This window comes from Inquilinus sp. OTU3971, assembly GCF_038440215.1.
The window spans coordinates 1-20359 of sequence record NZ_JASATH010000152.1; the positions used below are offsets into that span (position 1 = coordinate 1).

General features: G+C 71.0%; 18 protein-coding genes. 12 read left to right on the top strand and 6 right to left on the bottom strand.

Annotated elements, in window-relative coordinates; translation table 11 throughout:
- Positions 1-133: 133 nt before the first annotated feature.
- On the bottom strand, positions 134-1366 hold the full coding sequence (gene argJ / locus AAHM41_RS29325) for a bifunctional glutamate N-acetyltransferase/amino-acid acetyltransferase ArgJ (RefSeq protein ID WP_342240161.1): 1233 nt from the start codon (positions 1364-1366) through the stop codon (positions 134-136).
- 28 nt (positions 1367-1394) lie between these two features.
- Positions 1395-2375 carry a peptidylprolyl isomerase gene (locus AAHM41_RS29330; RefSeq protein ID WP_342240162.1) on the bottom strand — a complete coding sequence of 327 codons (981 nt, stop codon included), beginning with the start codon at positions 2373-2375 and terminating at the stop codon, positions 1395-1397.
- A 275-nt stretch (positions 2376-2650) separates the two neighbouring features.
- Between AAHM41_RS29330 and AAHM41_RS29335 the strand changes: the two genes are divergently transcribed.
- From AAHM41_RS29335 to AAHM41_RS29350, 4 genes are all read left to right on the top strand, one after another.
- Complete coding sequence (locus AAHM41_RS29335) at positions 2651-3961, top strand: esterase-like activity of phytase family protein (RefSeq protein ID WP_342240163.1); 1311 nt, start codon at positions 2651-2653, stop codon at positions 3959-3961.
- A gap of 186 nt (positions 3962-4147) precedes the next feature.
- Complete coding sequence (gene secA, locus AAHM41_RS29340) at positions 4148-6868, top strand: preprotein translocase subunit SecA (RefSeq protein ID WP_342240164.1); 2721 nt, start codon at positions 4148-4150, stop codon at positions 6866-6868.
- Positions 6869-6974: 106 nt separating this feature from the next.
- Positions 6975-8435: an aromatic amino acid lyase gene (locus tag AAHM41_RS29345; RefSeq protein WP_342240165.1), complete on the top strand. Its 1461-nt coding sequence runs from the start codon at positions 6975-6977 to the stop codon at positions 8433-8435.
- 78 nt (positions 8436-8513) lie between these two features.
- Entirely contained in the window at positions 8514-10016 is a 1503-nt protein-coding gene (locus AAHM41_RS29350) for a RimK-like ATPgrasp N-terminal domain-containing protein (protein WP_342240166.1), read from the top strand.
- A gap of 155 nt (positions 10017-10171) precedes the next feature.
- Here AAHM41_RS29350 and AAHM41_RS29355 read toward each other — a convergent pair whose 3' ends face one another.
- Positions 10172-11125 carry an acetyl-CoA carboxylase carboxyltransferase subunit alpha gene (locus tag AAHM41_RS29355; protein WP_342240167.1) on the bottom strand — a complete coding sequence of 318 codons (954 nt, stop codon included), beginning with the start codon at positions 11123-11125 and terminating at the stop codon, positions 10172-10174.
- A gap of 37 nt (positions 11126-11162) precedes the next feature.
- Complete coding sequence (locus AAHM41_RS29360) at positions 11163-11717, bottom strand: GNAT family N-acetyltransferase (protein WP_342240168.1); 555 nt, start codon at positions 11715-11717, stop codon at positions 11163-11165.
- A gap of 319 nt (positions 11718-12036) precedes the next feature.
- On the opposite strand from AAHM41_RS29360, the gene AAHM41_RS29365 reads away from it, so the two are divergent.
- The gene (locus tag AAHM41_RS29365) at positions 12037-12417 is read left to right on the top strand and encodes a GtrA family protein (RefSeq protein WP_342240169.1); all 381 of its coding nucleotides are present in this window, start codon (positions 12037-12039) and stop codon (positions 12415-12417) included.
- Here the strand turns inward: AAHM41_RS29365 and AAHM41_RS29370 are convergent.
- Positions 12414-13418 carry a site-specific tyrosine recombinase XerD gene (locus tag AAHM41_RS29370; protein ID WP_342240170.1) on the bottom strand — a complete coding sequence of 335 codons (1005 nt, stop codon included), beginning with the start codon at positions 13416-13418 and terminating at the stop codon, positions 12414-12416. The genes AAHM41_RS29365 and AAHM41_RS29370 overlap by 4 nt on opposite strands.
- 4 nt (positions 13419-13422) lie before the next feature.
- The gene (locus tag AAHM41_RS29375; RefSeq protein WP_342240171.1) at positions 13423-13614 is read right to left on the bottom strand and encodes a hypothetical protein; all 192 of its coding nucleotides are present in this window, start codon (positions 13612-13614) and stop codon (positions 13423-13425) included.
- Between the two features lie 176 nt (positions 13615-13790).
- Between AAHM41_RS29375 and AAHM41_RS29380 the strand changes: the two genes are divergently transcribed.
- The 7 genes from AAHM41_RS29380 to fabF all read left to right on the top strand — a co-directional run bounded on the left by AAHM41_RS29380 (position 13791) and on the right by fabF (position 20299).
- Positions 13791-14375, top strand: coding sequence for a shikimate kinase (locus tag AAHM41_RS29380; protein ID WP_342240172.1), 585 nt, complete (start codon positions 13791-13793; stop codon positions 14373-14375).
- 9 nt (positions 14376-14384) lie between these two features.
- Positions 14385-15491: a 3-dehydroquinate synthase gene (aroB, locus tag AAHM41_RS29385; protein WP_342240173.1), complete on the top strand. Its 1107-nt coding sequence runs from the start codon at positions 14385-14387 to the stop codon at positions 15489-15491.
- 8 nt (positions 15492-15499) lie between these two features.
- Positions 15500-16789 carry an HlyC/CorC family transporter gene (locus AAHM41_RS29390; RefSeq protein ID WP_342240174.1) on the top strand — a complete coding sequence of 430 codons (1290 nt, stop codon included), beginning with the start codon at positions 15500-15502 and terminating at the stop codon, positions 16787-16789.
- A gap of 4 nt (positions 16790-16793) precedes the next feature.
- Complete coding sequence (locus AAHM41_RS29395; protein WP_342240175.1) at positions 16794-17348, top strand: DUF2889 domain-containing protein; 555 nt, start codon at positions 16794-16796, stop codon at positions 17346-17348.
- Between the two features lie 85 nt (positions 17349-17433).
- Positions 17434-18435 carry an alpha/beta fold hydrolase gene (locus tag AAHM41_RS29400; protein WP_342240176.1) on the top strand — a complete coding sequence of 334 codons (1002 nt, stop codon included), beginning with the start codon at positions 17434-17436 and terminating at the stop codon, positions 18433-18435.
- Between the two features lie 61 nt (positions 18436-18496).
- The gene (locus tag AAHM41_RS29405) at positions 18497-19018 is read left to right on the top strand and encodes a winged helix-turn-helix transcriptional regulator (RefSeq protein ID WP_342240177.1); all 522 of its coding nucleotides are present in this window, start codon (positions 18497-18499) and stop codon (positions 19016-19018) included.
- Between the two features lie 12 nt (positions 19019-19030).
- Complete coding sequence (fabF, locus tag AAHM41_RS29410; protein ID WP_342240178.1) at positions 19031-20299, top strand: beta-ketoacyl-ACP synthase II; 1269 nt, start codon at positions 19031-19033, stop codon at positions 20297-20299.
- The last annotated feature ends 60 nt before the right edge of the window (positions 20300-20359 follow it).

Sequence of the window (20359 nt, forward strand, 5' to 3'; positions counted from 1 at the left end):
GGGTGAGAGGCGTCGACGCCGTCGCCCGCGTCCCGGAGAGGCGACGTGAAAACGCTCGATATCCTGCCCTTGCCCCGATGCACTGGCGTGACCCGACCCCAATCGTTCCGCGCCAGCCCCCATTCACCCAGGGCTAACTGCGGTAATCCGCGTTGATCGAGATATAGCCATGCGTGAGATCGCAGGTCCAGACCGTGGCGCTCCCTCGGCCGATGCCGATATCGACCTCGATCTCGATCGACCGGGTCTTCATGTGGGCCGCCACCGGCGCCTCGTCATAGCCGTCGACCACCATGCCGTCGCGCGCCACCTGGACGCCGCCGATGGCGATGCCGAGCTTGTCCCGGTCCGCCGGCTCGCCCGACTTGCCGACCGCCATGACGATGCGGCCCCAATTCGCGTCCTCGCCCGCCACCGCGGTCTTCAACAGCGGCGAATTGGCGATGGCCAGGCCGATGCGCCGGGCCGAGCGGTCCGAGATCGCACCCTCGACCCTGATGGTGATCAGCTTCTGCGCACCCTCGCCGTCGCACGCCACCTGGCGCGCCAGGTCGGCGGTCAGGTCGTCCAGCGCCCGCTGGAAATCGGCCAGGTCGCCGTCGCCGCCGGCTGGCGGCGGATTGCCGGCCTGGCCGGTGGCGAACAGCATCAGCGTGTCGCTGGTCGAGGTGTCGCCGTCGACCGTGATGGCGTTGAACGACTTGTCGACCGCCGCCGCCAGCGCCTTCTGCAGCAGCGGCGCCGGAATGGCGGCGTCGGTGAAGACGAAGGACAGCATCGTCGCCATGTCCGGCGCGATCATGCCCGAGCCCTTGGCGATGCCGGTGAGGGTGACCTGGGTGGTGCCGATCACAGCATGGCGCGTCGCGCCCTTGGCGAAGGTGTCGGTGGTGCGGATCGCCTCCGCCGCCGCCGCCCAGTCCTCACCCAGCGCCTTGGCCAGGTCCGGCAGGTGGCGGGCGATGCGATCCTCCGGCAGCGGCTGGCCGATCACGCCGGTGGAGGCGACGTAGACCTCCTCCCAGTCGCAGCCGACCTGCTTCGCCGCCGCCACCACCGTGGCCGCGACCGTCTTCACCCCGGCCTGGCCGGTGAAGGCGTTGGCGTTGCCGGCATTCACCACCACCGCCCGGGCCGAGCCCCTGGGCAGCGCCCGGCGGCACCAGTCCACCGGGGCGGAGGGGCAGCGCGAGCGGGTGTAGACGCCCGCCGCGCTGGTGCCGGGGTCGAGGGCGACGAACAGCACGTCCGGCGCCCCCGTCTTCTTCAACCCGCAGGCGGCGGCGGCCAGCCGCACGCCGGCGATCGGCGCCAGATCCGGCAGCCGCTCTGGCGCGAGCGGCGAACGCGGCAATGCTCCGGCCATGGTCCCCTCCCCCGTCTCGATGCGCCGGCTACTTCGCCGGCTGCTGCGGCTGCTCGCCGGCCGGCGCGGCCGGGGCCGCCGGGTCGGCGGCCGGCGCGTCGGTGCTGGGCGGGGGCAGCGGCTTGCCGTCCTGGCCCATGACCACGATCTGGGCGCCCTGCTTCACCTCGGCGATGATCTGCGGCACCAGCGCCTGCGACAGCTGCTCCTCGAGCTGCGGCTTGACCTCGTCGAGGGTCGGCTGCGGCAGGGTGCGCTTGTCCTCGAGCAGGATGACGTGCCAGCCGAACTGGGTCTTCACCGGGGTGGTGGTGAACTTGCCCTTCTCCAGCTTGAAGGCGGCGTCGGCGAATTCCGGCACCATCTGCTCCTTGGCGAACCAGCCCAGGTCGCCGCCCGAATCCTTGCCCGACGGGTCGGTGGTGTTGGCGTTGGCCAGCTCCTCGAACTTGGCGCCGCCCTCCAGCTTCTTGATCAGGTCCTTGGCCTTGTCCTCGCTGTCCACGAGGATATGGCGGGCCTTGACCTGGTCCTGCGGCGGGTTGTCGGCGAGGTATTTCTTATAGGCGTCCTGGATCGCCTGGTCGGTGACCTTGGCCTTGATCTGGCGCTGCAGCCAGACGTCCTGGATGATGCGGCGCTCGGCCGTCGCCAGGCGCTCCTTGACCTCGGGGTCGTCCTGCAGCCCGGCGTCGACGCCCTTCTGCGCCACCAGGCGGGCGGTCGCCACCTGCTCGGCCATCAGCGGCACCAGCATCTCGACCGGCATCTGCCGGTACTGCTGCGGCAGGCTGTTGATCGCCTCCAGCACCTCGGAGCGCAGGATCGGCTGGCCGTTCACCGTGGCCGCGACCGGATCATCGGGCTTGCCGGCCTGGTCCGCGGCCGGGGCCGGGGCGGCGGCGGCCGGCGCCTCGGCGGGCTTGGTCGCATCCTGGGCCAGGACCGGACCGGCCAGGAGCGTCAGGGCTGCCGCGCCGGCGAGCAGGCGGAGGGCGAGGGAAGACATCAAACGCGTCCTTTCAGAACGGTGGGACGAGTGGCGCCTCGGCGTGAGGAGTGCCGGCATCCGGTCATGGGATCGCGGCGGCGCCAGCTGCGCGACGTGGCGGACAGGTAAAGCACAGGCCGAAACCAGGCACAAGCGGACCGGAAGCCGCTGTCATCAAAGCTTCACGCCGTCGTCACCGGCCCGAAACCCGGCAAATCCTAGAAGACGGGCGGCTTCCCGGCGCCGCCTCCGCGGCCTGCCGGTCGAGGTGACAAAGAATTAAGGAGGGGTTCATGCCGTTCCGTCCCGTTGCCGCAGCGCTGGCGCTGTCGATCACGATCCTGCCGGCCGCCCAGGCCGCCGAGACCATCACCAGCTACACCAGCACCGACCCGAAGCTGGCGCTCGGCAGCATCTCGGTGCCCGGCGGCAAGACCCGCGAGCTGAATGTCGGCATCGGCAGCGGCGCCGGCCGCCGCGCCGGCGACCCGCCGATGACCTTCTGGACCATCTCCGACCGCGGCGCCAACTTCACCTGCGGCGACGTGAAGGACGTGTTCGGGGTCGACGGCAAGACCATCTGCGGCGACCTGAAGGGCGCCCGCATCTATCCGCAGCCGGACTATTCGCCGACGATCTACCGGATCACGCTGCAGGATGGCGGCACCTACACGATCGACAGCGTGCTGCCGCTGCGCGACGGCGACGGCAAGCCGGTCAACGGCCTGCTGAACCCGCTGACCCACGCCTCGACCGAGCAGCCGATCGACCTGTCGGGCAAGAAGCTCGAGCAGAATCCGGATGCGGTCGACGCCGAGTCGGTCGTGCCGATGGCCGATGGCAGCTTCTGGGTGTCGGAGGAGAACGGCCCGTCGCTGCTGCATGTCGCGGCCGACGGCCGCATCCTGCGCCGGGTGGTGCCGCAGGGCACCGAAGGCGACTTCAAGGGCGCGCATTACCCGGTCGATGGCGGCCTGCCGGCGGTGCTGGCCAAGCGCTTCCTCAACCGCGGCCTGGAATCGCTGGCCATCACCCCGGACAACAAGCGCCTGGCCACCATCATCCAGAACCCGCTCGCCAACCCGGACGCCGACACCTACAAGGCCTCGAAGAACGCCCGGCTCTGGACCCTCGACCCGGCGACGCTCGCGGTCACCGGCGAATATGTCTACACGCTCGACGATCCGCAGAGCTTCCGGCTGGACCCGTCGGACAAGCAGAACAGCCCACGCATCAGCGAGATGATGGGCCTCGGTCCCGACCGCTTCCTGGTGCTGGAGCGGACCGACGGCACCACCAAGCTGTATGAGGTGTCGCTGGCCGGCGCCACCGACGTCCACGGCACCGCCTGGGACGAGCTGAAGACCGTGCCGAGCCTGGAGGCGAGCCGCGACCTGGCCGCCGCGAAGATCGTGCCGGCGACCAAGACGCTGCGCTTCGACAGCGCCGACCATCCCGAGGTGCCGGTCAAGATCGAGGGCCTGGCCCTGACCGGCGACGGGTCGCTGCTGATGATCAACGACAGCGATTTCGGCATCACCGGCGAGACCACCCGCCCGGTCGTGCTGAAGGGCAGCGCCATCGCCGCCGACCCGGCGAGCTGATCCGGCCCAGTTGATCCGATTGGCAGGGCGAGGACCTTCGGCTATGGTGCCGCGCCCGTAGGCCCGGGCGCTTTCGACGGCAGCGCCGGACTTCGGCTGCGGCTGCGCGTTGAAAGCGGCGTGGCGCGGCCCCAAATTCCTGGGGGAGTGCGTCCGCGTGCTCTCCCTGCCCAAGTCGAGGTTTCGATGTTCGGTGCGCTCGCCCGAAAGCTGTTCGGTTCGTCCAACGACCGCTTCGTCAAGACGCTGATCACCGGCCCGGTGGTCGAGACCAACGCCCTGGAGCCCCAGTTCCAGGCGCTCAGCGACGACCAGCTGCAGGCCAAGACCCAGGAGTTCCGCGCCCGGCTCGACAAGGGCGAGGCGCTGGACGATCTGCTGCCGGAGGCCTTCGCCACGGTGCGCGAGGCGGCCAAGCGGGTGCTCGGCCAACGCCATTACGACGTGCAGCTGGTCGGCGGCCTGGTGCTGCACCAGGGCAAGATCGCCGAGATGAAGACCGGCGAAGGCAAGACCCTGGTCGCCACCCTGGCCGTCTATCTCAACGCCCTCGGCGGCAAGGGCGTCCATGTGGTCACCGTCAACGACTACCTGGCCCAGCGCGACAGCGAGTGGATGGGGCGGATCTACCGCTTCCTCGGCCTCACCGTCGGCTGCATCGTCCACGGGCTGGACGACGACCAGCGCCGGGCGGCCTATGGCGCCGACATCACCTACGGCACCAACAACGAGTTCGGCTTCGACTATCTGCGCGACAACATGAAGTTCCGGCTGGAGGACATGGTCCAGCGGCCGTTCAACTTCGCCATCGTCGACGAGGTCGATTCGATCCTGATCGACGAGGCGCGGACGCCCTTGATCATCTCCGGCCCGGCGCAGGATTCGTCGGAGATGTACATGCGGGTCGACCGGCTGATCCCGAGCCTGGTCGCGGTCGAGGACTACGAGCACGACGAGAAGCAGCGCACCGTCGCCCTGACCGAGGCCGGCCAGGTCAAGATCGAGCAGCTGCTGATCGAGGCCGGGCTGCTGCAGGGCGACAACCTGTACGACATCCACAACGTCAACGCCGTCCACCACGTCACCCAGGCCTTGCGCGCCCATGTGATGTTCCAGTTGGACCGCGATTACATCGTCAAGGACGGCAAGGTCGTCATCATCGACGAATTCACCGGCCGCATGATGGAAGGCCGGCGCTACTCCGAGGGCCTGCACCAGGCGATCGAGGCCAAGGAGCGGGTCGAGATCCAGCGCGAGAACCAGACCCTCGCCTCGATCACCTTCCAGAACTATTTCCGCCTGTATCCGAAGCTGGCCGGCATGACCGGCACGGCGCAGACCGAGGCCGCCGAGTTCGGCGAGATCTACGGCCTCGAGGTGGTCGAGATCCCGACCAACGTCCCCGTCATCCGCAAGGACGAGGACGACGAGGTCTACCGCACCGTCCGCGAGAAATACGACGCCATCGTCACCCTGATCCGCGAGTGCAACGCCCGGCAGCAGCCGGTGCTGGTGGGCACCGTGTCGATCGAGAAGTCGGAGACGCTGGCGGCGCTGCTGCAGCGCGAGAAGATCCCGCACAACGTACTGAACGCCCGCTTCCACGAGCAGGAAGCCTATATCGTCGCCCAGGCCGGCCGGCCCGGCGCGGTGACCATCGCCACCAACATGGCCGGCCGCGGCACCGACATCCAACTCGGCGGCAATGTCGAGATGCGAGTGGCGCTGGAGCTTGCCGGCATCGATGACCCGGCGGCGCGCGATCAGCGCGAGGCCGAGATCCGGGCCGAGGTGGCGAAGAACAAGGAGATCGTGCTGGCGGCCGGCGGCCTCTACGTCGTCGGCACCGAGCGGCATGAGAGCCGCCGCATCGACAACCAGCTGCGCGGCCGCTCCGGCCGCCAGGGCGACCCCGGCGGATCGAAGTTCTTCCTGTCGCTGGAAGACGACCTGATGCGCATCTTCGCCTCCGAGCGGCTGGACGGCATCCTGCGCCGCTTCGGCCTGAAGGAGGGCGAGGCGATCATCCACCCCTGGATCAACCGGGCGCTGGAGAAGGCGCAGGAGAAGGTCGAGGCGCGCAACTTCGACATCCGCAAGAACCTGCTGCGCTTCGACAACGTGATGAACGACCAGCGCAAGGTGATCTACGAGCAGCGCCGCGAGATCATGCAGGCCGCCGACGCCAGCGCCATGGTCGCCGACATGCGGCAGGAGGTGGTGGCCGGCATGGTCGCCCGCGCCATCCCCGAGAACAGCTACGCCGAGAAGTGGAACATCGACGGGCTGCACGAGGAGGTGCTGCGCATCTTCGGCCTCGACCTGCCGGTGCAGGAATGGGGCAAGGAAGAGGGCATCGCCGACCGCGAGATCGAGGAGCGGATCCAGAAGGCGGCCGATGCCAAGATGGCCGCCAAGGTCGAGGCCTATGGCGCCGAGATCATGCAGATGGCGGAGAAGAGCCTGCTGCTGCAGATCCTCGACCAGAGCTGGAAGGACCACCTGCTGACGCTGGACCATCTGCGCCAGGGCATCAACCTGCGCGCCTACGCCCAGCGCGACCCGCTGCGCGAGTATCAGGCCGAGGCGTTCAACCTGTTCGAGCAGATGCTGGCCGGCCTGCGCGAGAACGTCACCCAGGTGCTGGCGCAGGTCGAGCTGCGCGTCACCCGGCCGGAGGATGTCGAGGCGCAGCAGCGCGCGGCGATGCAGCGCGAGATGCACGAAAGCCGCTTCGACCCGGCGCTGGGCCTGCCGGAACCGGCGATGGCCACCGCCGACGGCGCGGTGGCGGCGGCGAGCGCGGCCTTCGCCCTCAATCCAGACTGGGCCCACACGCCGCGCAACGCCCCCTGCCCCTGCGGGTCGGGCAAGAAGTTCAAGCACTGCCACGGGACGGTGGCGTAAGCCCCGCCACGGACCAGATCGGATCGGCGAAGGCCGGCGGCGAATCCCATCGCCGCCGGCCTTTGCTTTTGCCAAGCTGCGGCCACCCAAGCCGGAGCGGATTCCGATGACAGTGGCTTTGACCAGGAGAGCCGACATCACCCTCGACGCGGTGCACCGCGTCGCCTGGCGGGGAGAGGGCGTCCGCATCACCGAGCCGGCGCTGGTCCGGATCGCTGAATGCCGCGCCGCCTTCCTGCGGCTGATCGACACCGACCCGGACCTCGTCATCTACGGCGTGACCACGGCAATGGGCGAGCTGGCCGACCGGCGCCTGCGGCCCGAGGAGCGCGACCGCCACGCCCGGATCAAGGCCTTCGCCGCCGCCACGGCCTTCGGCGACCCGCTGCCGGAGCGGGTGGTGCGCGGCATCGTGCTGGCCCGGCTGGCGAATTTCCTGGAAGGCCATGCCGCCACCACGCCGCGGATCGCGCTGGCCGTCGCCGCCATGCTGGACGGCGGCCCGCTGCCTTCTGTGCCAGCCAGCGGGCAGGGCGGGGCCGGCGAGATCCTGGCGCTGTATCCGCTGTTCGCCGCGCTCAGCGCCCGCTTCGACCTCGAGGTCAAGGAGCGCGGGTCGCTGATCAACGGGTCGCCCTGCGCCGCGGCGCTGCTGGCCGATTCGGCCCTGGCGGCACGCAACCGGATCCGGCTGGCGGAAAGCGTCTTCGCCCTGTCGATCGAGGCCTTCCGGGCGCCGCTGGCGCATTACGACGCAGCGCTGGACACGCTGTGGGGCGACGAGCACGACGCCGCAGCGCTGCGCAACCTGCGTGCCCTGCTGGACGGCGCCGGCGACGGGCGGCGCGGCTACCAGGCCCCGGTCAGCTACCGCATCGTGCCGCGCCTGCTGGGCCAGGCGCACCGGGCCCTGGCGGCGGCCGAGCGCGCCGCCGCAGTGTCGCTGGCCGCGGCCTCGGACAATCCGGTCTACATCCCGCCCGACGAGGCGGGCCCAGGCCATCCCGACGGCCGCTGCCTCAGCACCGGCGGCTATCACAACGCCATGGCGGCGCCGGCGCTGGACGACCTGGCGGCGATCTGGGCGGACCTCTGCCTGCTGTGCGACCGCCACGGCTCGAAGCTGCTGGCCGGCCGGGTGTCGCATCTGCCGGACCTGCTGATGGTCGGCCGCGACCCCAGCGACAGCGACGGCCATGGCAGCCTGGGCTATGTGCCGATGGCGGTGACGGGCTACCTGGAGCAGGCCAAGGCGGCGGCGCAGCGCACCTTCCTGCCGGGCACCGAGGCCGCGGGCGCCGGCCAGGACGACGTCGCCGCCCCGGCCGTCCTGGCCTGGTCGAAGGAGGAGCGCGCCGGCCGCTGCCTGGACGCGGCGCTGGCGATGCTGGCGGTGATCGCCTCCCAGGCCCTCCACGTCACCGGCCGCGCGGCCACGCCGGCGCTGCGACCCCTGGTCGACGAGGTCCGCAGCCTGGTGCCGCCGGTGGCGGAGGACCGCGTTCTCGGCCCCGAGCTCGGCCGCCTCGCCGAGAAGTTCACGGAACGGGTGTTCGCGGTGGAGTGACGCGCCCACAAATCCGAATGGCGAATTTATCCGGCTCGGCAGGAGGCTGTTGGTCATTGCCACATCACGCATGGACCCATGGCCATCACACTGATCGTCGCCGACGAGCCCGATGGGCTGGCCGACGACCTGCCTCGCCAATGCCGCGTCGTCGCCCCTGACGATCTGCTGGACGGGCGCCATCTGCCGGAGCCGGGCGCCGCGCCCGGCGTCACAGTGGTCAATCTGTGCCGCGACCAGCGCCCCCTGTCCTTCGGCTATTACGTCTCGCTGATCGCCGAGGCCCGCGGCTATGCCGCGATCCCGACCGCGGCGGATCTCGCCGACCAGGCCGATGAAAGGTTGCTCCGCAGCCGCCACGCGCCGGTCGACCGTGCCCTCGCCGGGCTGCGCCGCCAGGGCGAGCGCCTGGTCCTGCCGCGCCGCCTGTTCGTGGCGCTCGGCCGCTGCAACAAGCCGCATCTGCAGGAGGTCGCCGAGGCGGCCTATGAGGCGTTCGGCCTGCCGCTGATGACCCTGCAGATCGACCCGATCCGCCTGCGCCTGCTGCAGGCGGTGGCGGAGCCGCTGGCCGGGCTGGACCCGCGCCAGCAGCGCCTGCTGCGCGCCGCGCTGGAGCGGCTGGCCGGCCCCCCGCCGACGCCGCGCCCGTTTCGCCGCGCTCCCCGCCTGGCGGTGCTGGTGAACCCGGACGACCCGCTGCCGCCGTCCAAGCCCGGAACCATCGTTCGGCTGCGCGACGTGGCGTCGTCGATGGGCATCGACACCGAATGCCTGGGCCATCGCGACCTGCCGAGGCTGGGCGGCTTCGACGCACTGCTGATCCGCGAGACCACGGCGCTGCAGTCGCCCAGCTACATCTTCGCCGAGACCGCGGCGCAGCTGGGCCTGCCGGTGATCGACGACCCGGTGTCGATCCTGCGCTGCTGCAACAAGGTGTTCCTGCACGAACGGCTGAAGGCCGAGGGCGTGGCGCAGCCGCGCACGCTGGCGGTGCGGGCCGACACGCTGGCCGCCGCCGGCGAGGCGCTGGGCTTCCCGCTGGTGCTGAAGGTGCCGGACGGCGCCTGCTCGCGCGGCGTCGTCCGCGTCGACAGCCCGGCCGAGCTGCCGGTGGCGGGCCGCCGGCTGCTGCGCCGGTCGCGCCTGATCCTGGCCCAGGAATACCTCTACACCGACTTCGACTGGCGCATCGGCGTGCTGGCCGGCCGGCCGCTCTTCGCCTGCCGCTACCGCATGGTGCGCGGCCACTGGCAGATCTTCCGCCACGGCCAGGACGGAAGCGAGGAAGGCGCGACCGAGCCGGTGCCGCTGGACCGCGTGCCGCCGGAGGTGGTGTCGGCCGCGCTGGCCGCCGCCGCCCTGATCGGCGCTGGCCTCTACGGCGTCGACCTGAAGGAGACGGCGCAGGGCCCGGTGGTGATCGAGGTCAACGACAACCCGAACATCGATGTCGGGCTGGAGGATGCCTGCCTGGGCGACGCGCTGTACGAGCGGCTGCTCGGCCATTTCCTGGAGCGGATCGAAGCCGGCGAGGAGCGGGCGGCCGTGCCGGCCCGGACGGTGGGATCGATCTGGTAGTGGCGAGGGCGCTCCCCCTCACCCTCCCGTCGCCGTCGGCGCCGGGCCCCTCCCTCTCCCCAAGGAGAGGGAATCGGGTCGCAGCCCATCACCTCTCCTTGGGGAGAGGTCGAAATCGCGATAGCGATTTCGGGTGAGGGGGCGGCTCCGGCCGCTCAGCCCAGATTCTGGCCGATCGCCAGGAACTTCTCGCGCCGCTTGCTGCGCAGGGTCTTGCCGTCGAGGTCGACCAGCCCGGCCAGCGCCGACCCGATCGCGTCGCCGACGGCGCGAAACGCCTCGTCCGGGAAGCGGTGGGCGCCGCCGACCGGCTCCTCGATCACGCCGTCGATGACGCCGAGCTGCTTCAGGTCCTGCGCCGTCAGCTTCAGCGCCGCCGCGGCCTCCTGGCTCTGCGCGCTGCTGCGCCACAGGATCGAGGCGCAGCCCTCCGGCGAGATCACCGAATAGATCGAGTGCTCCAGCATCAGCACCCGGTCGGCCACGGCGATGCCGATGGCGCCGCCCGAGCCGCCCTCGCCAATCACCACCGAGACCAGCGGCACCTGCACCCTGAGGCAGGATTCGATCGACTTGGCGATGGCCTCGGCCACGCCGCGCTCCTCCGACGCCACGCCGGGATAGGCGCCGGCGGTGTCGACGAAGGTGATCACCGGCAGATGGAAGCGGTCGGCCAGGTCGAGCAGGCGCTGCGCCTTGCGGTAGCCCTCTGGCTTGGCCATGCCGAAATTGTGCCGGATGCGGCTTTCGGTGTCGTTGCCCTTCTCCTGACCGAGCACGACGACCGAGCGGCCCTGGAACTGCCCGAGGCCGCCGACGATGGCACGGTCCTCGGCGAAGGCGCGGTCGCCCGCCAGCGGCTGGAACTCGGTGACGAGCGCCTGGATGTAGTCGAGCGCGTGCGGCCGATTCGGATGCCGCGCGACCTGCACCTTCTGGGCCGGCGTCAGCCCGCGATAGGTGTCCCGCAGCAGCTTGTCGACCTTGGTCTGAAGCCGGGAGACCTCGTCGGCGATATTGAGTTCGCCGGCGTCGGTGATGTGCCGAAGCTCCTCGATCTTGCCTTCGATCTCGGCGATCGGCTTTTCGAATTCGAGAAAGGTCTTCATTCCGCGTTGAGACTGGCCCTCGGGATCGGGGGGCTGTCTAACACAGGGCAGCGCGCATTGAGACCGAAATCTGTGCAGGGCTGACCGCGGCGTCTGCCCGCAGCAGGGTGCCGCCCGGTCCATCCTCCAGCGCGCCGAGCCGAAGCTCCGCCACCAGCAGCCGGTGCGGCTGCTCGTCGGGCATCGCGAAGCCCAGCGGGGCGGCCGGCTGGAAGCCGAAGCGGGCGTAGTAGGCGAGGTCGCCGACCAGCAGCACCATGCGGTGGCCCATATCGGCCGCCCGCTTCATGCTGCCGCGCATCAGGGCCGCGCCGACGCCGGCGCCGCGCAGCTCCGGCCGCACCGCGAGCGGCCCGAGCAGCAGCGTCGGCAGGCCCGGCTCGACCAGCATCGGCCAGTAGCGGATCGAGCCGAGGATCCGGCCGCTGGGCCGGCCGTCCTCGCGTACCACGAAGCACAGGCCGCGCACCGGCGCGATGCCGTCGCGATAGCGGTAGGAGACCTTGGTCTGCCGGTTCGGGCCGAAGGCGAGGTCGAGCAGGGTGTCGACTTCGGCCGCATCCCGCGGCCGTTCGGTCTTCAGGAGATACACTGGAGAAGGATCCTTGGAACGGAGAGCGTCGGTTCGCGCGCCGACCGGCTTCCGTCCTGCCCGCATCATGGTGTCGCAGGCACCCCGGAACGCCTCAGGCCGCCGCGCCGCGAAGGGCGGGCTGCAGGCGTCGTCGTCGCAGCGTCGGGGGCAGGAGAATCACGTCGTTCCGTTCCAAGAGAGCTCAGCGACGACAGCGAAACCGCAACCAGGCCTGGCTGTCAATGCAAATGCTGAAGCCGGCTTACCGCAATGACATGTGACGCCGGCCGGGCGTCATGCCAGGACAGGCCGCATGCAGGCCGTCCGGACTCCAGAGATGCCCCGCCAGTTCGCCCGCTATGCGGCGGTCGGGCTGGCCGCGACCACCATGCACTATGCCGTGCTGGCCGGGCTGGTCGAATCGGACGCCGCCGCGCCGCTGCCGGCGACGCTGGCCGGCTATGTCGCCGGCGGCCTCGTCTCCTATGCGCTCAATCGGCGGCTGACCTTCGCCGGTGGCCGGCCGCACCGCGAGGCGGCCTGGCGATTCGCCCTGGTCGCCGCCGGCGGCTTCGGCTGGACCGGCCTGCTGATGGCGCTGTTCGTCGGCCGGCTCGGCGCGCCCTACCTGCCGGTCCAGGCCGCGACCACGCTGGTCGTGCTCATCTGGGGCTTCCTGGCGAATCGGCTTTGGAGCTTCGCCGGATCTCTGAGCTAAGGCCGCTTGGCCTTCGCCAGCGGGTGGGCCGAGGCCACCAGGCTCTGCAGCCGGTCGCCCAGCACATGGGTATAGATCTGGGTCGTGGCGATGTCGGCGTGACCCAGCATGGTCTGGACCGAGCGCAGATCGGCGCCGTGCGACAGCAGATGGGTGGCGAAGGCATGGCGCAGCACATGCGGGCTGACCCGGCTGGGCTCGATCCCGGCCTCGACGGCGAGGTCCTTCAAGAGTTGGCCGAATCGCTGCCGGGTCAGACAGCCGCCCCGCGCGGTGCGCGACGGGAACAGGAAGCCGCGGTCGCGGCCCTTGACGAAGAACACGCCGCGGTATGGGAGATAGGCCGAGATGGCATCCCGCGCGGGCTCCGACAGCGGCACCAGCCGCTCCTTGTCGCCCTTGCCGCGGACGATCAGCGCCCGCCCGTCCCGCCCCAGGGCCGAGAGCGGCAGCCCGACCAGCTCGGACACGCGCAAGCCTCCGCCATAGAGGATCTCGAGCAGGGCCAGCAGGCGCAGCCCCTCGGCCAGCCGCTCCGGATCGGCAAACAGGCCCGAGATGGCGCCGATCAGGCCCTCGACCTCGGACTCCGACAGCAGCTTCGGCAGCGGCCGGCCGAGCGCCGGGGAATCGAGCGCGGCGGAGGGGTCGTCCTGGCGCCGGCCCTCCGACACCAGGAAGCGGTAGAACTGCCGCATCGCCGACAGGCGGCGGGCCGCGGTGCGCGCTGCGGTGCGGCCGCCTTTCGCACCCTCGCGCCGCGCCAGATCGCCGAGATAGGCGCGCAGATCCTCGGTCACTGCACGATCGACGGCGCCGCCGCGGCCCTCGAGGAAGCGGTTCAGGTCGAGCAGGTCGCGGCCATAGGCCTCGCGGGTGTTGGCCGCGGCGCCGCGCTCGGCCACCAGCATGTCGAGGAAGGCCTCGACCGCGGGCGGAGGCAGCAGCCGCGGCGCCGGCGGCCGGCCGCGCCGTCCCTTCGGGGCTGCGGCCTCGGTCACTGCACTATTTAAATTTATCGTTCGGGATGATCTTCTCGACCGTCTGGGTCGGCGGCCGGAAGTCGATCACCGCGAGCGCGACACCGCTGCCGACGATGACCAGCAGCACGGCGATCGCCAGCACCCGGCCGAGGCCGCCGCCCCCGCCGCCACCGGAACTCTGCGAAAAGCGGGACTTCGAACGACGACGGGACAAGACGGACCCCTGACAGGTGTGAATTCAGGCCGATGCGCGGGCCAGGGCTGGAGAAAGCAGATGCGGCGGGCCCGGCGCAACCCTATCTTAGGCGGTCGGCAGGGCGGCGGCAAATCGCCTCGCCCCGCCAGCCACGCCTGCCTGAGATAGATTGGGCCGGGCCCGGAAGAGGATCGATGATCACCACGCTGCACCGTCCCTTGCCCCGCACTCTCGTTCTGGTCGGCCTGATGGGCGCCGGCAAGACCGCGGTGGGCAAGCGCGTGGCCGCGCGGCTGGGGTTGGGCTTCATCGATGCCGACCACGAGATCGAGGCGGCCGCCGGCTGCACCATCCCGGACATCTTCGAGCGCTATGGCGAGCCCGCCTTCCGCGACCTGGAGCGGCGGGTGATCACCAGGCTGATGCACGATCCGGTGCAGGTGCTGTCGACCGGCGGCGGCGCCTTCATGGATTCGCAGACCCGGGCGGTGATCGCCGAACACGGCCTGTCGGTGTGGCTGAAGGCGGAGCTGGCGGTGCTGGCGGCGCGCACCGCCAAGCGCGGCAACCGGCCGCTGCTGCGCCAGGGCGATCCGAAGGCGGTGCTGGAGGGGCTGATGGAGCGCCGCTACCCCATCTACGCCCTGGCCGACATGACGGTGGAGAGCCGTGACGGCCCGGTCGAGGAGACGGTCGACCGGGTGCTGGCCACCCTTGACGCCCATCTGGCGGCCGAGGCCGCCGCAAACGAAACAGCCCGTGCGGGGCAGACAGATTGAATCCCTGAGATGACACGAGAGACCATCCGCGTCGGGCTAGGCCCGCGCAGCTACGACATCGTCATCGGCCCCGGCGCCCTGGCCGAAGCCGGGCAGCGCATCGCCGCGCTGGGCCGCGGCAAGCGGGTGATCGTGATCGCCGACGCCCGGGTGGCCGGGCTGCACGGCGCGGCGCTGGAGGCGTCGCTGGCCGCGGCCGGGATCGCGGCCGAGACCCTGACCGTGCCACCGGGCGAGGCGACCAAGTCGATGGCCGTCCTGGCCGAGCTGCTGGACCGGATCCTGGCGCTGGGCATCGAGCGCGGCACGCTGCTGGTCGCCCTCGGTGGCGGCGTGGTCGGCGACCTGGCCGGATTCGCCGCGGCGACGGCACTGCGCGGCCTGGACTTCGTGCAGATCCCGACCACGCTGCTGGCCCAGGTCGACAGCTCGGTCGGCGGCAAGACCGGGGTCAACAGCAAGCACGGCAAGAACCTGATCGGCGCCTTCCACCAGCCGCTGCTGGTGCTGGCCGACACCGCCCTTCTCGCCACCCTGCCGACGCGGGAGCTGCGCGCCGGCTATGCCGAGGTGGCGAAATACGGCGCGCTGGGCGACGCCGGGTTCTTCGCCTGGCTCGAAGAGAACGGCCCGAAGCTGCTGGCCGGCGATGGCGACGCCACGATCAAGGCCGTGAAGCGCAGCTGCGAGATGAAGGCCGAGATCGTCGGTGAGGATGAGCGCGAGGCGGCGCGGCGCGCCCTGCTCAACCTCGGCCACACCTTCGGCCATGCGCTGGAGGCCGAGACCGGCTATGGCGACGCCCTGCTGCATGGCGAGGCGGTGGCGATCGGCATGGTCATGGCCTTCGACCTGTCCGCCCGCCTCGGCCTTTGCCCGGCCGCGGACCGCGACCGGCTGGCCCGGCACCTGGAGGCTGTGGGCCTGCCGACCCGCCCGGCCCGCGACCGGGCCTGGTCGGTCGACGCCCTGCTGCGCCACATGACCCGCGACAAGAAGGTGCGGGACGGGCGCATGACCTTCATCCTGGTGCGCGGCATCGGCCAGGCCTTCGTCACCAGCGAGGTGCCGGCCGAGCCGGTCGCCGCGGTGCTGGCCGACGCCATTGCCGCCTGATCCCAGCCATGTCCGACGATCTCGTCCTCCTGCTCCACCTCGCCGGGATCGTCGTCCTGCTCGTGGTCTCGGCCTTCTTTTCGGGGTCGGAGACGGCGCTGACCGCGGCCAGCCGGGCGCGGATGCACCAGCTGGAGACGCATGGGCTGCAGCGGGCGGGCATCGTCAACCGGCTGCGCGAGCAGAAGGAGCGGCTGATCGGCGCCCTGCTGCTGGGCAACACGCTGGTCAACATCCTGGCCTCCTCGCTGGCGACCAGCCTGCTGGTCTCGGTGCTCGGCGCCCCGGCGGTGCCGGTGGCGACCGTGGTGATGACGGCGCTGATCCTGATCTTCAGCGAGGTGCTGCCGAAGACCTACGCCATCAATCATGCCGACCGCGCGGCGCTCGGCATCGCCCCCGCGGTCAAGAATGTCGTCTGGCTGCTGGGCCCGGTGGTGCGGCTGGTGAACTGGCTGGTGCGCGGCGTGCTGCGGCTGTTCGGCGCCGACCCGCACCGGGTCGGGCTGGCCGACTATGTCGACGAGCTGCGCGGCGCCATCGAGCTGCACCGCGGCAGCGAGGCCGAGGTGGCGCAGGAGCGGCAGATGCTGCGCTCGATCCTGGATCTCGGCGACGTCTATGTCTCCGAGATCATGACCCATCGCCGCAGCGTCGAGGCGATCGATGCCGAGCTGACCCCGCGCGAGGTGGTGGCGGCGATGCTGAACAGCCCGCACACCCGCATGCCGCTGTGCCAGGGGGGCCTGGAGAACATCATCGGCGTGCTGCACGCCAAGGATGTGCTGCGGGCGCTGCAGGCGGCCGGCGGCGACCCGGACCGGGTGGACATCCGCCGCATCGCGGTCCGGCCCTGGTTCATCCCGGACACCACCAGCCTGCTGGACCAGCTGCACGCCTTCCGCACCCGGCGCGAGCATTTCGCCATCGTGGTCGACGAGTACGGTGACCTGAAGGGCGTGGTGACGCTGGAGGACATCCTGGAGGAGATCGTCGGCGACATCGTCGACGAGCACGACCTGCCGGTGGCCGGCGTCCGCCCGCAGGCCAATGGCAGCTTCCTGATCGACGGCACGGTCACCATCCGCGACCTGAACCGCCGCTTCGAATGGCGGCTGCCGGACGACGAGGCCTCGACCATCGCCGGGCTGGTGCTGCACGAGGCGCGGCACCTGCCGGAGGTCGGCCAGGCCTTCACCTTCCACGGCTTCCGCTTCGAGATCCTGCGGCGGCAGCGCAACCAGATCACCGCGGTGCGCATCACCCCGCCGGCCGAGGCCGAGCCCGAAGAGAGCTGAGCCCATGCCCCTCTCCGCCCCCGCCGCGCGCGAGCCGATCCACACCCGCCGCATCACCTGTGACGGCTTCCGCCGCGCCGACGGGCTGTGGGACATCGAGGGTCACCTCGTAGACGTCAAGCATTACGAATTCCGCAACGAGTTCCGCGGCACCATCACGCCGGGCGAGCCGCTGCACCAGATGCGGCTTCGGCTGACCGTCGACGACAGCCTGACCATCGTCGCGGTCGAGGCAGTGACCGAGAACGGCCCCTACGCCCTGTGCCCGGAGATCACGGCGAGCTTCCAGGCGCTGGTGGGGCTGCGCATCCGCCCCGGCTTCACCCTGGCGGTGAAGGAGCGGCTGGGCGGCGCCAAGGGCTGCACCCATCTGGTCGAGCTACTGGGGCCGATGGCGACGACGGCGTTCCAGACCGTGTTCCCGATCCTGTCGCGCGAGCGCGCGGCCGAGGCTGACCCGAGGACCCGGCCGGTGCTGCTGGACAGCTGCCACGTTTTCGCCGCCGACGGCGATCATGCTCGCCGCCACTGGCCGGATTTCTATACCGGGCCGCGGTAGGGCTGATCCGGCCGCGACGATCCGCGCGGCGCCGTGTGCGGCGGCCGGGCGTTAACCCGGCAGCAGCACCGCCCCGAGGAGAGAGATGATCCGACGCCTGACCCTGGCCGCCGCCCTGCTCGCCGCCCTCGCCTCCGCCCCGGCCGCCTTCGCCGATCCGATGCTGGCGGATTTCGACTACCCCTTCCCGGTCCGGCGCTTCGACTTCTCGTCGCAGGGCCAGGACCTGTCCATGGCCTATATGGACGTGCAGCCGGACAAGCCGAACGGCCGGACCATCGTGCTGCTGCACGGCAAGAACTTCTGCGGCGCCACCTGGGAAGGGGTGATGCGCCCCTTGCTGCAGGCCGGCTACCGCGTCGTCGCGCCGGACCAGATCGGCTTCTGCAAGTCGACCAAGCCGCAGGCCTACCAGTTCGGGCTGCACCAGCTGGCCGCCAACACCAAGGCGCTGCTCGACAGCCTGGGCATCCAGCGCCCGGTGGTGATGGGCCATTCCATGGGCGGCATGCTGGCGATGCGCTATGCCCTGGCCTTCCCGGACGCGCTGTCCGGCCTGATGCTGGTGAACCCGATCGGGCTGGAGGACTGGAAGGCCGTTGGCGTGCCGCAGCAGACCGTCGACCAGTGGTTCGAGGGCGAGCTGAAGACCGATGCCGACAGCATCAAGGCCTATCAGCAGGCCACCTACTATGCCGGCGAGTGGCGGCCGGACTATGACCGCTGGGTGCAGATGCTGGCGGGCATGTACCAGGGCGAGGCCGGCCGGCAGGTGGCGTGGGACCAGGCCCTGACCTCGGACATGGTGTTCAACCAGCCGGTGGTCTACGAGCTGGAGCATATCCGCGCCCCGACCGTGCTGATGATCGGCGAGCGCGACACCACCGCGATCGGCAAGGCGCTGGCCCCGCCGGACGTGGCGCAGCGCCTGGGCAATTATGCCGAGCTGAGCCGCAGCGCCGCCCAGCGCATCCCCGGCGCCAAGCTGATCCGCTTTCCCGGCGAAGGTCACGCGCCGCAGATCCAGTCGCCGGAGGCCTTCAACAAGGCGCTGCTGGGCGCGCTGGAGCGATTCCCTCCTCCCTGAGGGGACCGGCCTCGCCTCGCATCGCTTGCATCATGCAAGCGACTGCGCTACCCCTGGCGCCATGCAGCGCACCAGCTTTGCCGGCATGGATTGCCCGATCGCCCGCTCCCTCGACGCGCTGGGGGAGTGGTGGAGCCTGCTGATCCTGCGCGATGCCTTCATCGGCCTGACCCGCTTCGACGAGTTCCAGCACAGCCTGGGCATCGCCCCGAACATGCTGGCGCGGCGGCTGAAGCGGCTGACCGAGGCCGGCCTGCTGCAGCGCCACGCCTATTCGCAACGGCCACTGCGCCACGAATACCGGCTGACCGCCGCCGGCCGGGACGTGTTCCCGGTGCTGGCGGCGCTGGGCGCCTGGGGCGGCCGCCACGCCACCGGCGGCAAGGTGCTGGTGGAGGTGGCTGGCCGCGCCGACGGCCAGCCGATGGAGCCGGTCCTGATCGACCGGTGCAGTGGCACGCCGATCACCCCGGAGACGGCGGAGTTCCGCCTGGGGCCCGACGCCCGACCCGCTTATCGCGACCGGCTCGCCGGGATTCTGGACCGGCGGAACAGCCGCGACGGCACCGCCGTCCCGGCCTGAGGAGAGACTGAGATGCGCCGCATAGTCGTCACCGGAATGGGCGCGGTGTCGCCCCTGGCCAATGGCGTGGAGGCGAGCTGGCGCCGGCTGCTGGCCGGCCGGTCCGGCCTGCGCCGCCTGCCCGAGGAGATGGTGCCGGACCTCGCCGCCAAGGTCGCCGGCGTGGTGCCGTCGATCGCCGAGGATCCCGAGGCCGGCTTCGACCCGGACGTGGCGGTGCCGCCGAAGGACCAGAAGAAGATGGACCGCTTCATCCAGTTCGCCATGGCGGCGGCGGAGGAGGCGGTGGCCCAATCCGGCTGGCACCCGACCGAAGCGCGGGCGCAGCAGCGCACCGCCACCGTGATCGCGTCGGGCGTCGGCGGCTTCCCCTATATCGTCGAGACGGTGCGGACGGTCGACCAGCGCGGCGCGCGCCGGCTGTCGCCCTTCACGGTGCCGGCCTTCCTGGTCAACCTGGCCGCCGGCCAGGTCTCGATCCGCCACGGCTTCAAGGGGCCGATAGGCGCGCCGGTGACCGCCTGCGCCGCCGGGGTGCAGGGTATCGGCGACGCCGCCCGGATGATCCGCGCCGGCGAGGTCGACGTGGCGCTGTGCGGCGGCACCGAGGCCTGCATCGACCGGGTCAGCCTGGGCGGCTTCGCGGCGGCGCGCGCCCTGTCGACCGGCTTCACCGAGACGCCGGAGCGCGCCTCCCGCCCCTTCGACCAGGCCCGCGACGGCTTCGTCATGGGCGAGGGCGCCGGTCTCTTGGTGATCGAGGCGCTGGATTACGCTTTGGCCCGTGGCGCCAGGCCGATCGCCGAGCTGATCGGCTACGGCACCACCGCCGACGCCTATCACATGACCGCGGGGCCGGAGGATGGCGACGGCGCCCGCCGGGCGATGGAGATCGCGCTGGCCCAGGGCGAGATCGAGCCCGGCGACGTGCAGCATCTGAACGCGCACGCCACCTCGACCCCCGTCGGCGACAAGGGCGAGATGGCGGCGATCCGGACCCTGTTCGGCACCGGCGGGACGGTGGCGGTCAGCGCCACCAAATCCGCCACCGGCCACCTGCTCGGCGCGGCGGGCGGGCTGGAGGCCGTGTTCACCGTGCTGGCGCTGCGCGACCAGATCATGCCGCCGACGCTGAACCTGGAAAACCCGGACCCGGACGCCGCCGGCATCGACCTGGTGGCGCTGGAGGCCCGGCCCGGCCGGATCGAGCACGCGCTGTCGAACGGCTTCGGCTTCGGCGGCGTCAACGCCAGCGTGCTATTCCGGCGGTGGGAGGGGTGAGGCGAGCCAACATCGGAGCTTAACGCGTTGGCGCGCCCCCCCCCCCCCGGAGCGGCCGCC

Coding starts and splice junctions, on each gene's coding strand:
- argJ (WP_342240161.1), bottom strand. CDS start 1,366: ATGGCCGGAGCATTGCCGCGTTCGCCGCTCGCGCCAGAGCGGCTGCCG.
- AAHM41_RS29330 (WP_342240162.1), bottom strand. CDS start 2,375: ATGTCTTCCCTCGCCCTCCGCCTGCTCGCCGGCGCGGCAGCCCTGACG.
- AAHM41_RS29335 (WP_342240163.1), top strand. CDS start 2,651: ATGCCGTTCCGTCCCGTTGCCGCAGCGCTGGCGCTGTCGATCACGATC.
- secA (WP_342240164.1), top strand. CDS start 4,148: ATGTTCGGTGCGCTCGCCCGAAAGCTGTTCGGTTCGTCCAACGACCGC.
- AAHM41_RS29345 (WP_342240165.1), top strand. CDS start 6,975: ATGACAGTGGCTTTGACCAGGAGAGCCGACATCACCCTCGACGCGGTG.
- AAHM41_RS29350 (WP_342240166.1), top strand. CDS start 8,514: ATGGCCATCACACTGATCGTCGCCGACGAGCCCGATGGGCTGGCCGAC.
- AAHM41_RS29355 (WP_342240167.1), bottom strand. CDS start 11,125: ATGAAGACCTTTCTCGAATTCGAAAAGCCGATCGCCGAGATCGAAGGC.
- AAHM41_RS29365 (WP_342240169.1), top strand. CDS start 12,037: ATGCCCCGCCAGTTCGCCCGCTATGCGGCGGTCGGGCTGGCCGCGACC.
- AAHM41_RS29380 (WP_342240172.1), top strand. CDS start 13,791: ATGATCACCACGCTGCACCGTCCCTTGCCCCGCACTCTCGTTCTGGTC.
- aroB (WP_342240173.1), top strand. CDS start 14,385: ATGACACGAGAGACCATCCGCGTCGGGCTAGGCCCGCGCAGCTACGAC.
- AAHM41_RS29390 (WP_342240174.1), top strand. CDS start 15,500: ATGTCCGACGATCTCGTCCTCCTGCTCCACCTCGCCGGGATCGTCGTC.
- AAHM41_RS29395 (WP_342240175.1), top strand. CDS start 16,794: ATGCCCCTCTCCGCCCCCGCCGCGCGCGAGCCGATCCACACCCGCCGC.
- AAHM41_RS29400 (WP_342240176.1), top strand. CDS start 17,434: ATGATCCGACGCCTGACCCTGGCCGCCGCCCTGCTCGCCGCCCTCGCC.
- AAHM41_RS29405 (WP_342240177.1), top strand. CDS start 18,497: ATGCAGCGCACCAGCTTTGCCGGCATGGATTGCCCGATCGCCCGCTCC.
- fabF (WP_342240178.1), top strand. CDS start 19,031: ATGCGCCGCATAGTCGTCACCGGAATGGGCGCGGTGTCGCCCCTGGCC.